This is a genomic window from Pseudoalteromonas gelatinilytica (assembly GCF_001641615.1).
Lineage (GTDB): Bacteria > Pseudomonadota > Gammaproteobacteria > Enterobacterales > Alteromonadaceae > Pseudoalteromonas > Pseudoalteromonas gelatinilytica.
In genome coordinates this window covers 900,491-918,751 of the sequence record NZ_LRRU01000020.1, presented here as the reverse complement: position 1 = coordinate 918,751, position 18,261 = coordinate 900,491, and the positions used below count along the sequence as shown (strand labels likewise).

Here is an 18,261-nt window from a genome sequence, read left to right as displayed (position 1 = left end):
ACCTGTGACCCCATCATTATGAGTGATGTGCTCTAACCAACTGAGCTACTTAGCCATCTTTTTTGTTATCACTTCATCGCTGAGTGCGGGGCGTATTATGCTGATATGACCCAAATCCGTCAACACCTTTTTTGCAAAAAAATGCTTATCAGTGTTTGTTTGCATTAAAATTAAGCTAAGTGGCTAAATTTCATTTAAATTGCTGTTTTTTTGACTGCAATTTTTGAGTTTAATTCCCAAATGCATAATAAGAGTTTTAAAACTCAGATTTTAAGTTGCTTGATTTTCATACAAAAATCAAGTTTCAAAATTAGTAAGTGTGTTTTTTTAACGTGTTTAACTGCAAAAAATGAAAAGCGAATGATTTTATACAGGCAAATTTGCGATTAATCGGCCTAGTTTTTACTTTTTAAATACCCACAATTTGCTAATCACGCAGTCAGCAGTTTGCAAAATTGGTTGTGAGCTTTGAAAACTATCCTCTATTAACTGTCGTGATCACTCATTATTCTTTAGGGTGTTTAAAAATACGATTTACGGTTTTGCATAAATTCACGCTGCATCATGCAAGAGAGCGTTTAGAGGCAAGGAGGCATCGCTCATCATGTTTAGGGAGTTTTAGGGAATATTTAGGCAATAAAAAAGGCCCGTAAAAACGAGCCTTTTAAAATCGAATAAGCGAATGGCTTATACGTTAAATAAGAAGTTCATCACATCGCCGTCTTTAACGATGTACTCTTTACCTTCTTGACGCATTTTACCCGCTTCTTTTGCACCACTTTCACCTTTAAACGCGACATAGTCGTCAAAAGCAATTGTTTGTGCACGGATAAAGCCGCGCTCAAAGTCAGTGTGGATTTTACCAGCGGCTTGTGGCGCAGTCGCACCGACTGGGATTGTCCATGCACGTACTTCTTTAACGCCAGCAGTGAAGTAAGTTTGTAATTTAAGTAACTCGTAACCACCACGGATCACTAAGTTAAGACCTGGCTCTTCTAAGCCTAAGTCAGCCATAAATTCTAATTTATCTTCTTCTTCAAGCTCAGACAGCTCAGATTCAATTGCAGCACATACTGGAATAACAACGGCATCTTCAGCAGCGGCAATTTCACGTACTTTATCTAGGTAAGGGTTATTCTCAAACCCATCCTCTGCCACGTTAGCAATGTACATTGTTGGTTTAATCGTTAAGAAGTTAAGAGACTTAATTGCCGCTTTTTCTTCTTTTGTAAGTGCTAATGAACGTAACGTTAAACCTTCATCTAGGTGCGCTTTTACTTTTTCTAACACTGCATTTTGTTCTTTAGCGTCTTTATCGCCGCCTTTCGCTTTTTTAGCGTTACGCACGAGTGCTTTATCAGCACTGTCCATATCAGCAAGAACTAATTCGGTGTTAATTACATCGATATCATCAGCAGGGTCAATTGTGCCAGCAACGTGAACAATGTTTTCGTCTTCAAAACAACGAACCACGTGACCAATTGCATCTGTTTCACGAATATTTGCTAGGAACTGGTTACCTAAACCTTCACCTTTAGATGCGCCTTTTACTAGACCGGCAATATCAACGAATTCCATTGTCGTTGGTAAAATACGCTGAGGATTTACAATAGCGGCTAAGTCATTTAGGCGCGCATCAGGAACCGGTACCACACCTGTATTTGGTTCAATGGTACAGAAAGGGAAGTTAGCGGCTTCAATACCCGCTTGAGTTAGTGCATTAAATAGTGTTGATTTACCAACGTTTGGCAAGCCAACGATGCCACATTTAAAACCCATAGTAAGATACCTTGTGTAATTTCATTAAAACGGATTAAGGTTTAAATGAATGTAGTCTGTTTTGTGCTTTTAACACACCATCTTTTGCAAGTATTTCCATACAACGAACTGCTTCGTCAACGGCAGCGTCCATTTTTTCTTGATCGTCTTTCGCAGCTTTACCAAGTACCCAACCGGTTACCATTTCTCGGTGACCTGGATGACCAATGCCAATGCGAAGGCGCATGAAATCTTTTTGGTTTGCCATTTTCGCAATAATATCTTTTAAACCATTGTGACCGCCGTGGCCGCCACCTTTTTTAAGTTTTGCAACCCCAGGTTCAAGATCCATTTCGTCATGAGCAACGAGAATGTTTTCTACAGGGATTTTAAAGAAATTTGCGAGACTACTCACCGCCTTACCACTTAAATTCATATAAGTTGTAGGGATCAGTAATTTAAATTCTTGGCCTTGAATTATCACTTTGCCCGTGAGGCCGTGATATTTAGGATCATGTTTGAGTGTGCAGTTATAGCGTGCAGCCAGTTCTTCGATGAACCAAGCACCTGCATTATGGCGTGTGTTTGCGTATTCGGGGCCTGGATTAGCCAGGCCCACAAGCATTTGAATAGAATTCAAGGTGTTTACACCTTAAAAATTATTCTGCAGCGTCTTCTGAAGATTCTTCAGCAGGAGCAGCTTTGTTAGCTTTAACAGTAACAATAGACTGATCGTGATCAGCGCCTTTAGCTAGCTCAACAGATGAAACACCTGAAGGAAGTTTAAGGTCAGAAAGGTGGATTGAATCACCAGCTACTAAACCTGCAACGTTAACTTCAACGAACTCAGGAAGTGCTTTAGGAAGACACGTGATTTCGATTTCAGTTAATTGGTGAACAACAGTGTTACCTGCTTTAGTTACTTTTTCTTCACCGATGAAGTGTACTGGCACTTTAGTGTGAAGTTTGTGAGAAGCATCTACACGTTGGAAGTCTAAGTGAGTGATCTTAGGCTTGAACGGGTGACGTTGAATATCTTTAAGGATAGCTTCAACTGACTCGCCACCGATGTTTAAAGTAAGGATGTGCGTGTAGAAACCTTCGTCTTCTTGCGCTTTGATCATATCTTTGTGTGCAAGAACGATTGATGCAGCTTCTTTGTCAGCACCGTAAAGGATTGCAGGAACTTTATCTTCACGGCGTAGGCGGCGGCTCGCACCAGTACCTGTTTCTGTACGTAATTCTGCATTGTATGTGTAAGTTGACATAATGTCTCCAATAATTAATAGTCTTAGGGCCTTTGCGACCAAGGTCCCTAGCCAAAAGGCGCGCTATCATACCACCCCTTTCGGGGAAAATAAATAACGACTACAAAAAAAGCACCTAGGCGGTGCTTTTTCAGTATCACAGTGATGTTGATTAGTGTTCAAACATCGCTGAAATAGATTCTTCGTTGCTGATACGACGGATTGTTTCAGCAAGCATATCTGCAAGCGTAAGCACTTTGATTTTATCAATTGCTTTAAGCTCATCAGACAGTGTAATTGAGTCAGTCACGATAACTTCGTCAATCACTGAATTACGGATGTTCTCAGCTGCATTGCCTGAAAGTACTGGGTGAGTAGCGTAAGCAAATACGCGTTTTGCACCATGCTCTTTAAGCGCCGCTGCTGCTTTACATAAAGTACCACCGGTGTCGATCATGTCATCAACGATGATACAGTCACGACCTTCAACGTCACCAATAATGTGCATTACTTGTGAAACGTTTGCTTGTGGACGACGCTTGTCGATAATTGCTAGGTCAGTGTCGTTTAATAGCTTCGCGATTGCACGAGCACGAACAACACCACCGATATCAGGAGAAACAACAACTACGTCTTCGAAGTCGCGCTCTTTCATATCTTCTAGTAGTACTGGGCTACCGAATACGTTATCAACTGGTACGTCGAAGAAACCTTGGATTTGTTCTGCGTGTAAATCAACCGTAAGAACGCGGTCAACACCAACACTTGAAAGGAAATCTGCAACTACTTTAGCTGTAATTGGTACACGCGCAGAACGCACGCGGCGGTCTTGACGTGAGTAACCAAAATAAGGGATAACTGCGGTAATACGTCCAGCAGATGCACGACGTAGGGCATCAACCATAACGATAAGCTCCATTAAGTTATCGTTAGTAGGGTTACAGGTTGATTGAATGATGAAAACGTCAGAGCCACGAACATTTTCATTAATTTGAACACTGATCTCACCGTCACTAAAACGGCCAACAACAGCATCGCCTAATTCAATATACAAACGTTTTGCAACTTTTTGAGCTAGCTCAGGTGTTGCGTTACCAGCGAAGAGCTTCATGTCAGGCACGGTAGGGTTCCTCAGGCACTGAATTTTGGGACTAACAGGCTATGGTAGGCACCAAAGCAGGTTAACATTTACTTGTACGTTACTTCATTTCAAAGTGAGCATTTAATGCTGTATGAGCAGGTGAAAGTGTAGCACTACTTGCAACAAAACCTGTCCATTTTTCTGGTAACTGAGCTAAAACTTGTTGTGCTTGTGCCTCGGTTGAAAACTCAGCAAAGCAGCAAGCGCCTGTACCAGTCATCTTTGACGGGGCGTATTTTAGCAACCACTGCAGGGCTTTTTCAACCTCGGGGCAGAGCTTTTTAACCAAAGCCTCACAATCATTGCCTAAATTTTCTGTTTGCCAGTCTGCTTTTAGCTTAGGTGTATCGCGTTTTAGATCAGGGTGGGTGAAAATTTTCGCGGTGCTAACATGCTCCCCAGGATGAATGACACAAAACCAGCTTGGTGGTAACTCAACATTTTCGAGTTGCTCACCAATACCGTGGGCTATGGCAGTGTGGCCATTAATAAATACCGGCACATCAGCGCCTAATTTCACCCCAAGTTCTGCTAATTCTGTCAGCGTTAAATCACAGCCCCATAGCTTATTTAGGGCAAGGAGGGTTGTCGCTGCATCGGATGAGCCACCGCCAACACCACCGCCCATCGGCAAGCGCTTTAATAATTCGATACGCACGCCGTGTTTACAATCACCGTACTGTTGTAATAAACGAGCGGCTTTATATATAAGGTTATCTTCAAGCTCAATGCCGTTTGTATCACCTGTTACTTTAATTTCTGAGTCGTTAGTGACAGTAAATGTAAGCTCGTCACCATACTCTAAAAAAGTGAACAGGGTTTCAAGTTCATGATAGCCATCTTCACGGCGACCATTAATATGAAGAAATAAATTTAGTTTTGCTGGTGCTATTAACGTTAGCGGAGCGGTTGATACGTGCGTCATGATTAATTTAACTGCCAATCATTAAGTTGAATTTTAATACGGATTTTTTGGTTTTTGAGGCTGAGCTTAACAGGAAGCCAATAGCCATCTTGCTTAATGTAATCTGAGTAGGTGATTTGCCACTTTTGACCATTGTGAGCTTGCCAAATAAGACTTTTTAATCGGCCTTGCTCATCATAGCTGGCTTGGTCGTTTTCGACGGTGCCTTTTAGCCATTTTGCGGCATTATCTAGAGGAATTGAAAAACCGGTTAACCGATATAACAACATTGAGGCATCGCGATCGGTATACACATCGCCGTCATATTCAAGCTCGGCACCGTTGGCATTTTGTTTTAAAGATAAAATACGGGTGCCAATAAAGCTGGTAAGCACCATGTCACTTTGTTGTTCATCATGCTGCCAGTTTAGGTTGGCCGATTGACGTTGTTCGGTACTAATAAACGCCATTTTTCCTTGTACTTGCCACTGTGCGTGTTGTTCTAATCGGCTTTTCCAGTCAGGATAAATGTAATCAACGGTTGAAATTTTTTGCGCACAACCACCAATAAATAAAAAAAACATGAATAAAATCAAATATTGTTTAATCAAATGTCGTTCCTTACTTTCCATATTCCGCTGATTTTTGGTAAAATTAATGCCTTTACAGCTGGGCTTAGCAATATTTGGTACATATGACCATCGTAGCACTTGGTATAAATCACAAAACCGCATCCGTAGAATTACGCGAAAAAGTCGCGTTTTCGCCTGAGCAAATGTCTGAGGCGTTACAGCAATTAAGCGGTCACGCGCATTTTAATGAAGCGGTTATTGTTTCGACCTGCAACCGAACTGAAATCTATTGTAGCCTTGCCGAGCGTAATTCCCAAACCCTGTTGCACTGGTTAGCCAGTTTCCATGGTTTGGATGAACAAGAACTGAGCAGTAACACCTATTACCATGAAGGTAATGAAGCAATTAACCATTTAATGCGGGTGTCATGTGGGCTTGATTCGTTAGTACTCGGTGAACCGCAAATTTTGGGGCAAATAAAACAAGCCTACCATAATGCCAAAACTCATGATGCCATTGGTGTGACCTTTGATCGCTTGTTCCAAAAAACCTTTTCAGTGGCAAAACAAGTGCGTACCGAAACCGACATTGGAGCCAGCGCTGTATCGGTTGCTTATGCCGCGGTTAATCTTGCTAAGCACATTTATGGCAAGTTAGATAAAACCAATGTACTGCTGATTGGTGCGGGTGAGACCATAGAATTGGTTGCTAAGCATTTATACCAAAACGATCCGCAAAAAATAACGGTGGCAAACCGCACCATTGAACGCGCTAAAACCCTAGCAAGCGACGTTAATGCGGATGTTATTGCACTTGCCCAGTTACCTGAGCGTTTACACGACGCTGATATTGTTATTAGTTCAACCGCTAGTACTTTGCCAATCATTGGTAAAGGGGTGGTAGAACAAGCGCTGAAAAAGCGCCGCCACAAGCCAATGTTATTTATTGATATTGCGGTACCGCGTGATATCGAAAGCCAAGTAGGCGAACTAGATGCCGCCTATTTGTATTCAGTTGATGACTTACAAGCCATAGTAAGCGAGAATATCGCCGCCCGTGAGCAGGCTGCTGAGCAAGCGCAAGCTATTATTCGCTCACGTACCGATGAATTTGCTATGTGGTTGCGTTCACTCGATTCGGTGGATTTAATTCGCCATTATCGCAACGATGTACAAGATATTAAGTCAGAACTTGTCGAAAAAGCCCTTGGCCAGCTACAAGCAGGTAAAGAGGCAGAGAAAGTTATACTCGAGTTGGCAAATAAACTGACCAACCGCTTGATGCACGCACCTACCCGTGCCATTCAAGATGCTGCTAAAAAAGGTGAAGCAGCCGAGTTAAGCCAATTAAAGAAAATGTTAGGTATTGATCAGGAATAGTCGTTAAATGAAAGAGTCTGTTTATAGAAAGTTAGAAACCTTAGTAGAGCGTTATGAGGAAGTGCAAGCGCTGCTAAGCGACCCCTCTGTGATCAGCGACCAAAATCGCTTTCGTGCCTTATCTAAAGAATACTCAGAATTAGAAGAAATCGTAAAAGCATTTTTAGCTTACCAACAAGCACAAGATGATGTTGCTACAGCTGAAGAAATGCTAAAAGACTCTGATCCTGACATGCGTGAAATGGCGCAAGAAGAATATAAAGAAGCAAAAGCACAAATTACCGCTTTAGAAGACGAAATCCAAATTCTAATGCTGCCAAAAGATCCTAAAGACAATAATAACGTCTATTTAGAGGTTCGTGCGGGTACCGGTGGTGATGAAGCTGCTATCTTCGCAGGTGATTTATTCCGTATGTACAGCCGCTACGCTGAGACTAAAAAGTGGAAAGTAGAGGTAGTGAGTACTAACGAAGGTGAACACGGCGGTTACAAAGAAGTGATTGCACATATCTCAGGTGAAGGTGTGTATGGTCGTTTGAAGTTTGAATCGGGCGCGCACCGTGTACAACGTGTACCAGAGACTGAGTCGCAAGGCCGTGTACATACTTCAGCCTGTACAGTTGCAGTTATGGCTGAAATTCCTGAAGCAGAAGCAATTGAGATTAACCCAGCGGATATTAAAGTTGATACGTTCCGTGCATCGGGTGCCGGTGGTCAGCACGTAAATAAAACGGACTCGGCAATTCGTATTACACACATTCCAACAGGTGTGGTTGTTGAGTGTCAGGACGAGCGTTCACAGCATAAAAACCGTGCTAAAGCGATGTCTGTACTTGGTGCACGTTTACAACAAGCTGAAGATGAAAAGCGCCAAGCGGCTGAAGCATCAGAGCGTCGTAACCTCGTAGGGAGTGGTGACCGTTCTGAGCGTATTCGTACATACAATTACCCGCAAGGTCGTATCACCGATCACCGTATTAATTTAACCATTTATCGCTTAAATGAAGTGGTAGCGGGTGATTTAGGCTGTGTAATTGAACCACTGATGCAAGAACACCAAGCTGACTTACTTGCTGCGATGGGCGATGAATAATCGTGCCACAAAGCATCGAACAAGCCATTGTTGCTGCGACGGCGTTACTAACGCCAAGCAGCGACAGTGCAAAACTAGACGCACAAGTCCTGTTATTATCCATTCTAGATAAACCTCGCAGTTACTTATTTACCTGGCCAGAAAAACAACTCACCGAACAGCAACAGCTCGATTTTGAGCAAGCATGCCAGCGCCGTTTAAATGGTGAACCTGTCGCGCATATTGTGGGTTTCCGTGAATTTTGGAGCCTTCCTTTAAAGGTCAACCCAACGACTTTAATTCCAAGACCCGATACCGAAACGTTAGTTGAATATGCTTTAGGTCTTGAATTACCTGCTGATGCAAACGTGCTTGATCTGGGCACGGGGACAGGGGCAATTGCCTTGGCATTGGCCAGTGAAATGCCAAATTGGCAGGTGACAGGGGTTGATAGGGTGGCTGATGCTGTCGAATTAGCTAAAGAAAATAAACAGCGACTTGCAATCAACAATGCTAATTTTGCCTTGAGTAATTGGTTTAGTGCCGTAAATACGCAAAAGTTTAACTTAATTGTCAGCAATCCACCGTATATAGAACAGGATGATGAGCACCTAAACCAAGGTGATGTGCGCTTTGAACCGCTCTCTGCATTAGTTGCAGATGACGACGGTATGGCTGATATTAAACAAATTATTACTATCGCGCGTGACTATTTAGCAACAAATGGCTATCTTTTAATTGAACATGGCTACAAACAAAGTGTGAAGGTTCAAGATTTTTTTGCACAAATGTCGTATAGCCATATACTTACAATTAAAGATCTTGGCGGTAATGACCGTGTAACGTTAGCACAATGGCTTAAATAATAATGAAGTGCACTGTGCGTACATAGCCTTTGAGGATCCCATATAATGGATGATTTTTTGTTTTCGGATGAAGCACTTGATGAAGTAAATGAGGTGGTTCAGGGTAGTTGGAAAGTCATCGTCGTCGATGACGAGCCAGAAGTACATGCCGTAACAAAGCTTGCGTTGAGTGACTTTGAATTTCAAGATAAACGATTAGAGTTTATTAGTGCCTATTCAGGTGAAGAGGCCAAGCAAGTAATTCAACAGCATCCTGATGCTGCAATCGTATTACTCGATGTGGTAATGGAAACCGACGATGCAGGCCTCAAAGTCGCTAAGTTCATTCGCGAAACAGCAAAAAATAATCACATTCGTATCATTCTTCGAACTGGTCAGCCAGGTCAAGCACCCGAGCGACAAGTTATCGTTAATTACGATATTAATGACTACAAATCAAAAACTGAATTAACGGCACAAAAACTGTTTACTGTGGTGATGTCGAGCTTACGTTCTTATCGCGATATTTTATCGATTGAACAATCTCGCCAAGGCCTTGAAAAAATTATTAAAGCATCGCGCGATATTTTCTCGACCCATTCACTTGAAAGCTTTATTGAAGGGGTGATGCAACAACTTACCTCATTACTGGGTACTGTCGATCAGGCCATGTATGCAACAAGCTTAGTTGCGAGTAACCCGTTGGATAACCAAAAAAAGCTTGTCGTGTTTTCGGGTAGTGGTGAGTTTGAGCGCAGTGAAGGTAAAGCAATTGAAGACGTACTTAGCGACGAGCAGCTGCAAGCTTGCCAACAAGCATTGAGTGAAAAAACCATTGTTTACCGTGAAAACTATTTATTTGCCTATTGTTGCAGTGAATGTAACCACAACTCGATGTTATTTATTTCAGGTATTCCGAAGCATTTGACCGATACTCAGCGCCATTTAATTGAAATTTTCTCGCAAAATGTACAGTTGGCCTATGAAAATGTGCAGCTACAATCTGAAATAGAAGCAACACAACAAGAGTTGGTGTTTAGACTGAGCGAAGCGCTAGAGCAACGCTCAACAGAAACAGGTAACCATGTAAAACGCGTTTCGCATATTTGTTACGAGCTGGCGATGGGTTATGGCCTAACTAAACGCGAAGCCGAACTTATTCGCTTGGCAGCGCCACTGCATGATGTTGGCAAGGTCGGTATTCCGGATGCCATTTTAAATAAGCCTGGGCCACTGACTGATGAAGAATGGGCTATCATGCAACAGCATGCTGAAAAAGGTCATTTAATTTTAAAAGACTCAAATCGTGACATCGTTAATACTGGGGCTATTATTGCATTATCGCACCATGAGCGTTGGGACGGTTCAGGCTATCCGAAAGGTCTAAAAGGCGAGGATATTCCTATTGCGGGTCGTATTGTGGCTTTAGCCGATGTGTTTGACGCACTACGTCATAAGCGCTGCTACAAAGAACCATGGTCTCTTGATGATGTAGTAAAAGAAATTAACTCACAACAGGGCAAACAATTTGATCCTAAGCTGATTGACGTGTTTAATCAGCGCGTGAAAGAAATAGAAGACGTACTTGTACGTTATCCAGATTAATTAAAATAAAATTAGGGGCATATGGATTATTTAGCAGTAAAACATACTCACATGTTATTTGCCGTGTTGAGTATTATCTTATTTTACGTTCGTTCATTTTCACGTTTAAAGACGGGCGCTCTGGCAAAAAATAAAGTGGTGTTTATTGGTAGTCACAGTATCGACACTTTATTGCTAGTATCGGCAGTTGCATTGATTGTGATGGCAGGGTTTAACCCACTTGAGCAATCTTGGTTATTAGAAAAGATAATCTTAGTTATTGCTTATATTGTGCTAGGCATTGTTGCAGCTAAGCAGAGCGCACAAAGCGCGAAAGTAGTACTACTTGCTATAACCACCCTTATTTTATTAGCAATTGGTTATTTAGCGTCTGCTAAAACTGCACTTCTTTTATAAGAATCCCTCAGCGGTATTTGATGGCCTGTGCTGTCGTACCGCTTTTTTATATCTCATCGCTCAGTATTGGTAACTTAGGGCAAAAGTAGGTAAACTAGCTGTTCGTTTTTGAAAGAGATGTAGCAGTATAAATGACCACCCCTTGGTTTGAAGATCAAAATGAACCCTATCAAGATGAGGCCTTTGACACATTTTCTTCTAAAGTGCTTTATCGTTGTATCGACGCAGAATTAAAGTGGGATCAACAAGCTGATTTAACAGCCTGTTATGACACGCTTTATGAGCTTGAGAACAGGGTAACAGCCCTTTGTGCTGAATTTAAAGAACCCCATGAGCGTCTCGATAATTTACTTGATACCTTTTATCAGCAATGGCTGTTTAGCTCATCTAGCTTAAAAGTGCCTGAGTACACATTAAATAGCTTTAGCTACACCATTACCATGCGTAGCGGTACGCAAACCACGCTGGCGATTTTACTGTGTCATTTATTACAGCATGCTGAATTGGATGCCACTGTTACGCTTAGCCAAGGCGAAGTGCATGTGCATGTTGGTATGAGTGATGAAGAAGGTTACTTAATTGAGCCAAGCACAGGTCAGCAGAGTTGGTATATAACGCCAGAGAATGCCTGTGAAGAAAATGGTGATGAGCAAGAGCCGTTAGAACTTATTTTTGATGAAGAGCTGTATAAATTGTATTTAGCTCAGCAAAAATGGTCTTTTATTAGCGAAAGTAAATTTGGCCATGCGTTGCATTGCGTTGAAATGCTGATGGAATTGTTAGGTGACGATCCGTACGAACGTCGTGACCGAGGCTATTTACTTAATCAGTTAGATTGCCCCAAAATGGCGCGTGATGATCTGCAGTACTTTGTTAATGAGTGCCCAGATGATCCCGCAATTGAGATTATTCAGCATCAAATTGCTGAAATTGAAGACAACAATAATACACACCACTAATTTAAAGGAACATTTATGACTGACGCCCACAGTGCGCTAATTACCAATGACGCAGTCGTACTTGGTTTGCTTGCCGTTATTTTGGGGTTTATTTTTAAAACCTCTCACAGTAATAATGCTGCGTTCCAAAAATTTTATAAATATGTACCAGCGTTATTGCTTTGCTATTTTTTACCTTCGTTACTCAATACCTTTGGTATTGTTGATGGTCACTCTTCAAATGTTTATTTTGTGGCGTCGCGCTATTTACTGCCAGCTTGCTTAATATTGCTTACCATCAGTATTGATTTAAAAGCGATTCTTAACCTGGGTCCAAAAGCATTAATCATGTTTTTAACGGGTACCATGGGTATCGTTATTGGTGGACCTCTTGCTATTTTAGTGATGAGTGCCGTTTACCCAGAAGCGGTGGGTGGTCATGGCCCTGATGCAGTTTGGCGCGGTATGACGACTATTGCTGGTAGTTGGATTGGTGGCGGTGCAAACCAAGCATCAATGAAAGAAATGTTTGAAGTAGGCGGTGATATTTTCTCTGCAATGGTCACCGTTGATGTAATTGTGGCGAATTTATGGATGGCCGTATTGTTATTAATGGCTGCAAACCATAAAGCGATTGATGCAAAAACGGGCGCAGATACGCGTGCCATTGAAGAGCTTAAAGAACGCGTAGAAAAATATCATGCTGAGCATGCGCGTATGCCAACCTTAAATGACTACATGACGATTATCGCAATTGCCTTTGGTATTACGGGTCTTGCGCACTTTTGTGCTGACTTTTTAGGTCCGTTTTTTGGGGCTAACTTCCCTTGGGCACAAGAATATAGTTTAAACAGTAAATTCTTTTGGTTAATCGTTATCTCAACCACAATTGGTATTAGTTTATCGTTTACTAAAGTTCGCCATATTGAAGCTTTTGGCGCGTCAAAAGTAGCATCAAGCTTTTTATATATTCTTGTTGCTTCAATTGGCTTACACATGAATATCACTGCGATTTTTGACTCACCAATGTACTTTGTACTGGGTGTGATTTGGATGATTACCCATGCAAGCTTAATGCTTATTGTGGCGAAATTAATTAAAGCACCGCTGTTTTATATGGCAGTAGGCTCTCAAGCAAATGTAGGCGGCGCAGCATCAGCACCTGTTGTTGCATCAGCTTTCCATCCGTCTCTTGCGCCAGTAGGTGTATTACTGGCTGTTTTGGGCTATGGTGTTGGTACCTACATGGCTTATATTTGTGGATTAATGCTACAAGCTGTTGCACCTTAAGGAATAGAAATGAACAACCAGTTAATTAAAATTAACGAGATTGAATTAGCCAACGATAAACCATTTGTCTTGTTTGGCGGTATGAACGTACTTGAATCACGTGATTTAGCGATGCGTATTGCTGAGCATTACGTAGAAGTTACATCAAAGCTAAACATTCCATACGTGTTTAAAGCGTCTTTTGATAAAGCGAATCGCTCTTCAATTAATTCATACCGTGGTCCGGGTATGGAAGAAGGTTTAAAAATCTTTGAAGAAATTAAATCTACTTTCAATGTGCCACTGATCACCGACGTACATGAGCCGCATCAAGCTGCTCCTGTAGCTGAAGTGGTTGATGTGATTCAGTTACCAGCATTCCTTGCTCGTCAAACTGACCTAGTTGTTGCTATGGCAAAAACGGGTGCCATTATCAATGTGAAAAAACCACAGTTTTTAGCACCACACGAAATGCGTCATATCATTAAGAAGTTTAATGAAGCGGGTAACAACAATGTTGCATTGTGTGAGCGTGGTACGAGCTTTGGTTATAACAACCTTGTGGTTGATATGCTTGGTATGGATGACATGAAGCCTATGGCGCCGGTTATCTTTGATGCAACGCATGCATTACAACGCCCAGGAGGCCGTGCTGACTCTGCAGATGGTCGCCGTGCACAAGCTGCAGAACTTGCTCGCAGTGGCATGGCATTAGGTATTGCAGGTTTATTTATTGAAGCGCACCCTAATCCGAATGAAGCAAAATGTGACGGTCCATGTGCATTAGCACTAAGCAAGCTAGAAGGTTATTTATCGCAAATGAAAGCGGTTGATGACTTAGTTAAGAGCTTTGCACCACTCGATACTAGCGCAAGCGATTTATGATAATATACCCAATCCTCCTCAAGATGCAGAATTCAGCGTTTCACAGGTGCTTAATATCAAGGCGTTACTTTGCAAGAATGGCAGTCCCTTTTAAAAAGTAACAACGATGAGAGTAAGTGCCTGTGAAGCGCCCGAAGGGTTGGTTTAAAAGCGATTTATACTGCGTTATTGATTTTAATAATAGAACCACTATTACTTGCAATCAATGCCTTGCCTAAATCGCTTTTAATTCCAACTGAAACTCGCAGCTTGAGGTGGTTTGGGTATATAAGTATGAAAAAGGCGACCATGGTCGCCTTTTTTTATTTGTATCGCTATAATCGACGCATAAGAAAAACTAATTCTAAGCTTGGTGTTTATGTCTCGTCGTTTACCTCCTTTAAATGCATTAAAAGCATTCGAAGCCGCTGCCCGCCATTTGAGCTTTACCAAAGCGGCAGAAGAGCTATATGTAACGCAGGCCGCGGTGAGCCACCAAATTAAAACCCTTGAAGAGCATTTAGGTTTAAAGCTGTTTTTACGTAAGAATCGCTCTTTGCTTTTAACCGAAGAAGGGCAAGGCTACTTTTTAGATATAAAAGAAATTTTTACCCAGTTGATTGATGCCACAGAAAAACTACTAGCCCGAGGTGCAAAAGGGTCACTCACGGTAAGTTTAACACCAAGTTTTGCAATTCAATGGTTAGTACCCAGGCTTAGTTTATTTAATGAATTACACCCAGAAATCGACGTGCGAATTAAAGCACAAGATCAGGATGAAAACTCACTTTCTGACGATGTCGATATTGCTATCTATTATGGCCGTGGCCACTGGAGTGGCGTGCAGACTTATAAGCTGCACACTGAATACTTAGTGCCATTATGTAGCCCATTGTTGTTAACAGGCCCTAAGCCGCTTAATCAACCCAGCGACTTGGCAAATCATACCTTGTTGCATGATACCACCCGTAAAAATTGGAAAACGTGGATGAAAACAGCAGGTGTGCGCAATGTACAAGTTAACCAAGGGCCAATTTTTAGTCACTCATCGATGGTATTACAAGCTGCGGTGCATGGGCAGGGTGTTGCGATTGGTAATAGCGTTTTAGCAAAACCTGATATTGATGCGGGTCGACTCGTCATTCCATTTAATCACTCGTTAGAAAGTAAAAATGCGTACTATTTAGTGATCCGCGAATCGCAAACAGAGCTTGGCAAAATAGTGTCTTTCAAAGACTGGATGTTGAGCTTAGTAGAGCAAGAACAAGAGTATTAACATGTTACAGTGGTTTAAAAGTGCAACGGGCAAGGTGCGTGCACAGTTTATATTTGCCCATGGTGCAGGGGCAGGCAGTGATTCTGAGTTTATGCAAACAATGGCTAACTTGATTAGTCAGCATGATATTGATGTAGCGCTGTTTGATTTTCAGTATATGCAAATTGCAAAAGAAATAGGCAAGCGTAGACCACCCGAGCGCGCTCCTAAACTACTTGCCTACTTTGCAGAGGTTTTAGCTGAATGCCAGCCAGAGCTACCGCTATTTATAGGTGGTAAATCTATGGGCGGACGTATGGCTTCAATGCTTTGTACTGAGCAGGGTTTGGCTAATATTGCTGGTGTTGTGGCTTTTGGCTATCCGTTTCATCCACCGGGTAAACCCGAAAAACTGCGTATAGAGCATTTTGTTGATATGCCATGTCCATTTTTAGTTCTGCAAGGTGAACGCGATACATTTGGCTCTCAGCAAGAACTGGCTGACCTTGAAATGGTTAACCCGCCAGAGATTAGATTTCTCAAAGATGGTGACCACTCATTAAAACCACGTAAAAAAAGTGGCATTACTGAACAAGAAAACTTACAGCAAGCTGCGGATTATGCAGCGCAGTTTATTATGAATTTAGTAGCTGGAGATGCACAATGATCAAATTATATTTAATGATTGGCAGCTTATTTTGCATGCTTTCGGTGATGCTTGGCGCTTTTGCTGCCCATGGATTAAAAAGCCGTGTTTCTGAGTATGCGATTGGAATTTTTAAAACCGCCGCTGAGTACCAAATGGTGCATGGCCTTGCATTGATAGCAATTGCTATCTTAATTAAGTGGGGCATGAACTTAAATTGGGCTGGTGGTTTTTTTATCGCGGGTACAGTGTTATTTAGCGGTAGTTTGTATTTACTCGCATTAACGGGCATGAAATGGCTTGGGCCTATCACCCCAATTGGCGGCGTTTGTTTTATTATTGGTTGGGCTATTTTATTAGTTCAAGCCGCACGATATAAGTTTTAAGGGTTATCTATGTCGAGTGTAGTTATTTATTGTCGCAGTGGTTTTGAAAATGATGCAGCTGCTGAAATTACTTTTCAGGCTGCTGAACAAGGATTTGCAGGTTACGTAAAAACAAAACCAAATACGGGTATTGTTGTTTACGAATGCTTTGATGCGAGTCACGGCGATGAAATCATGAAAAAAGTAGATTTCAAAAATATGGTATTTGCGCGCCAATGGTTTACTGGCACCTTAGTCGATAACATGCCACTTGAAGACCGCGTTAGCGCCATTGTTGATGCTGCCGCCGACTTTCCTGAGTGTGGTGACTTACGTGTAGAAACACCCGATACCAACGAAGGTAAAGAGCTGAGTAAGTTTTGTAAAAAGATTTCAACGCCACTGAAAAAGTCACTTGAAAAACGCTCTAAAGTGACACGCGAAATTGCTCAGAAAAAGCCTGTTATGCATGTGTTATTTTTAGCAAACGACAGTGCTTATGTTGGCTACTCGTATACATTTAATAACTCACCATTTTTTATGGGTATTCCGCGTTTACGTATGCCGAGTGATGCGCCGAGCCGCTCAACGCTAAAACTTGATGAAGCTTTTAACGTATTTATTCCACCCCATGAAGTTGAAGACCGTGTGCAACCAGGAATGCGAGGGGTTGATCTAGGTGCTTGCCCAGGTGGCTGGACTTATCAACTGGTGCGCCGTGGCATGTTTGTAAGTGCAATTGACAATGGCCCAATGAATGATGATTTGATGGAAACAGGGCAGGTTAAGCACTTTAGGGTAGATGGTTTTAAATATCGCCCAGAAAAGCGCAATATTCATTGGTTAGTCTGTGACATGGTGGAAAAGCCGACAAAAGTAACTAATCTTATGATTGATTGGGCGGTGAATGCCTACGCAAAAGAGCTTATTTTTAATCTTAAATTACCGATGAAAAAGCGCTTTGATAGTGTTTATGAGTGTTTAAAAATGATTAAAGAAGAGCTTGAAAAGTATGGTGTAAGTTACGAATTACAAGCTAAACATTTGTATCATGACCGTGAAGAAGTCACCGTACATTTAAATGTAACTAAGGTGCCGCAAAGTCTCTATAGTTAACATTAATTTGAAAATAAAAAGGCCAATAGCTCACCCTATTGGCCTTTTTATTAGGTATCTAAACAGCGAATTTACGAGCGGTATTTACTACGGTAATTATCGACCCATAATCGTGTGCCACCGCAAACAGCAACGGGCATAACAATTAGGTTTACGAATGGGATAGCAGTTAAAATCATGACAGCTAAACCAAAACCATAAGAAAGTGTTTGCTTTTGCTTTAAGTCATCTTTCATTTCGTTAAAGCTAATTTTATGGTTATCGAACGCATAGTCTTCGTATTGAACCGCATACATCCAACAGGTGAATAGCACCCATAAAACTTGCCCGATCACAGGTAAAATCCACAGTAAAATAAAAAAGCCTATGGCACGCGGCAGGTAATAGCACAGTTTTGTCCACTCACGGCCGAGCATGCGTGGTACATCTTTCATTGTATCGAAAAGGCTGTCGTCATTAATTTTTTGCCCAGTTAAGTAAAGCTCGACTTTTTCACTGAGCAGGCCGTTGAATGGGGCCGCAATAAAATTCGTTATAACCGTAAAGAGCATGCTGTAACTGAATAAAATTACCAACACGGCAATCGGCCACATTAACCATTCGAGCCAGCTAAGCCAGTCTGGCAATAACGAGTTCATGTATGCGAAGCCATCGGTGAGCCAGCCATACAAAAAGAACAGCGAACTACCAAAAAGCAGGACATTGATTGTTAAAGGAATAAGTACAAAACGTTTCAACCCCTTTTGGCTAATTAATTTAAAGCCAGAAAAGAAGTATTCCATACCTTGAGTGAACTGCACGAGAAAACCTCATCTTTTTTCTTGTTGTTCGCAGTATAGGGTTTTGACGATATTTGAACAGCTTTTTTCCGTAACAAAGTGTTTAACTC

General features: G+C 41.7%; 19 protein-coding genes. 12 read left to right on the top strand and 7 right to left on the bottom strand.

Going from position 1 to position 18,261, the window contains the following annotated elements:
• Positions 1–687: 687 nt before the first annotated feature.
• The 6 genes from ychF to lolB all read right to left on the bottom strand — a co-directional run bounded on the left by ychF (position 688) and on the right by lolB (position 5,661).
• The gene (gene ychF, locus NH153_RS17150) at positions 688–1,779 is read right to left on the bottom strand and encodes a redox-regulated ATPase YchF (protein WP_063706100.1); all 1,092 of its coding nucleotides are present in this window, start codon (positions 1,777–1,779) and stop codon (positions 688–690) included.
• 34 nt (positions 1,780–1,813) lie between these two features.
• Positions 1,814–2,398, bottom strand: coding sequence for an aminoacyl-tRNA hydrolase (gene pth / locus NH153_RS17145; RefSeq protein WP_082874093.1), 585 nt, complete (start codon positions 2,396–2,398; stop codon positions 1,814–1,816).
• 19 nt (positions 2,399–2,417) lie between these two features.
• On the bottom strand, positions 2,418–3,026 hold the full coding sequence (locus NH153_RS17140) for a 50S ribosomal protein L25/general stress protein Ctc (RefSeq protein WP_063706096.1): 609 nt from the start codon (positions 3,024–3,026) through the stop codon (positions 2,418–2,420).
• Between the two features lie 151 nt (positions 3,027–3,177).
• Positions 3,178–4,125: a ribose-phosphate pyrophosphokinase gene (locus tag NH153_RS17135; protein ID WP_063706094.1), complete on the bottom strand. Its 948-nt coding sequence runs from the start codon at positions 4,123–4,125 to the stop codon at positions 3,178–3,180.
• A gap of 79 nt (positions 4,126–4,204) precedes the next feature.
• A complete protein-coding gene (gene ispE, locus NH153_RS17130) occupies positions 4,205–5,071 on the bottom strand; it encodes a 4-(cytidine 5'-diphospho)-2-C-methyl-D-erythritol kinase (RefSeq protein ID WP_063706092.1) in 867 nt (288 codons plus the stop codon).
• A gap of 2 nt (positions 5,072–5,073) precedes the next feature.
• The gene (gene lolB / locus NH153_RS17125; RefSeq protein ID WP_082874092.1) at positions 5,074–5,661 is read right to left on the bottom strand and encodes a lipoprotein insertase outer membrane protein LolB; all 588 of its coding nucleotides are present in this window, start codon (positions 5,659–5,661) and stop codon (positions 5,074–5,076) included.
• An 83-nt stretch (positions 5,662–5,744) separates the two neighbouring features.
• Here lolB and hemA point away from each other — a divergent pair, with 83 nt between their 5' ends.
• From hemA to rlmM, 12 genes are all read left to right on the top strand, one after another.
• Positions 5,745–7,001 carry a glutamyl-tRNA reductase gene (gene hemA / locus NH153_RS17120; protein WP_063706087.1) on the top strand — a complete coding sequence of 419 codons (1,257 nt, stop codon included), beginning with the start codon at positions 5,745–5,747 and terminating at the stop codon, positions 6,999–7,001.
• Between the two features lie 7 nt (positions 7,002–7,008).
• Positions 7,009–8,094, top strand: coding sequence for a peptide chain release factor 1 (gene prfA, locus NH153_RS17115; protein ID WP_063706085.1), 1,086 nt, complete (start codon positions 7,009–7,011; stop codon positions 8,092–8,094).
• 2 nt (positions 8,095–8,096) lie between these two features.
• Entirely contained in the window at positions 8,097–8,939 is an 843-nt protein-coding gene (prmC, locus tag NH153_RS17110) for a peptide chain release factor N(5)-glutamine methyltransferase (protein ID WP_063706083.1), read from the top strand.
• Positions 8,940–8,984: 45 nt separating this feature from the next.
• Positions 8,985–10,523 (top strand): response regulator, encoded by a 1,539-nt coding sequence (locus tag NH153_RS17105; protein ID WP_063706081.1) that lies wholly within the window; start codon positions 8,985–8,987, stop codon positions 10,521–10,523.
• A gap of 21 nt (positions 10,524–10,544) precedes the next feature.
• Positions 10,545–10,919 (top strand): SirB2 family protein, encoded by a 375-nt coding sequence (locus tag NH153_RS17100; protein WP_063706079.1) that lies wholly within the window; start codon positions 10,545–10,547, stop codon positions 10,917–10,919.
• Positions 10,920–11,050: 131 nt separating this feature from the next.
• Entirely contained in the window at positions 11,051–11,878 is an 828-nt protein-coding gene (locus NH153_RS17095; protein ID WP_063706077.1) for a tetratricopeptide repeat protein, read from the top strand.
• Positions 11,879–11,893: 15 nt separating this feature from the next.
• Positions 11,894–13,147, top strand: coding sequence for a DUF819 family protein (locus NH153_RS17090; protein ID WP_063706075.1), 1,254 nt, complete (start codon positions 11,894–11,896; stop codon positions 13,145–13,147).
• Positions 13,148–13,156: 9 nt separating this feature from the next.
• The gene (gene kdsA / locus NH153_RS17085; protein WP_054561809.1) at positions 13,157–14,011 is read left to right on the top strand and encodes a 3-deoxy-8-phosphooctulonate synthase; all 855 of its coding nucleotides are present in this window, start codon (positions 13,157–13,159) and stop codon (positions 14,009–14,011) included.
• Between the two features lie 358 nt (positions 14,012–14,369).
• Positions 14,370–15,266 (top strand): transcriptional regulator GcvA, encoded by an 897-nt coding sequence (locus tag NH153_RS17080; protein WP_063706073.1) that lies wholly within the window; start codon positions 14,370–14,372, stop codon positions 15,264–15,266.
• 1 nt (position 15,267) lies between these two features.
• On the top strand, positions 15,268–15,912 hold the full coding sequence (locus tag NH153_RS17075; RefSeq protein ID WP_063706071.1) for an alpha/beta family hydrolase: 645 nt from the start codon (positions 15,268–15,270) through the stop codon (positions 15,910–15,912).
• Positions 15,909–16,277, top strand: coding sequence for a DUF423 domain-containing protein (locus NH153_RS17070; RefSeq protein ID WP_063706069.1), 369 nt, complete (start codon positions 15,909–15,911; stop codon positions 16,275–16,277). The genes NH153_RS17075 and NH153_RS17070 overlap by 4 nt, the downstream gene beginning before the upstream one ends.
• Before the next feature lie 9 nt (positions 16,278–16,286).
• On the top strand, positions 16,287–17,372 hold the full coding sequence (rlmM, locus tag NH153_RS17065) for a 23S rRNA (cytidine(2498)-2'-O)-methyltransferase RlmM (RefSeq protein ID WP_063706067.1): 1,086 nt from the start codon (positions 16,287–16,289) through the stop codon (positions 17,370–17,372).
• A 71-nt stretch (positions 17,373–17,443) separates the two neighbouring features.
• On the opposite strand, the gene cysZ is transcribed toward rlmM, so the two are convergent.
• Entirely contained in the window at positions 17,444–18,154 is a 711-nt protein-coding gene (gene cysZ / locus NH153_RS17060; protein WP_171038281.1) for a sulfate transporter CysZ, read from the bottom strand.
• Between the last annotated feature and the right edge of the window lie 107 nt (positions 18,155–18,261).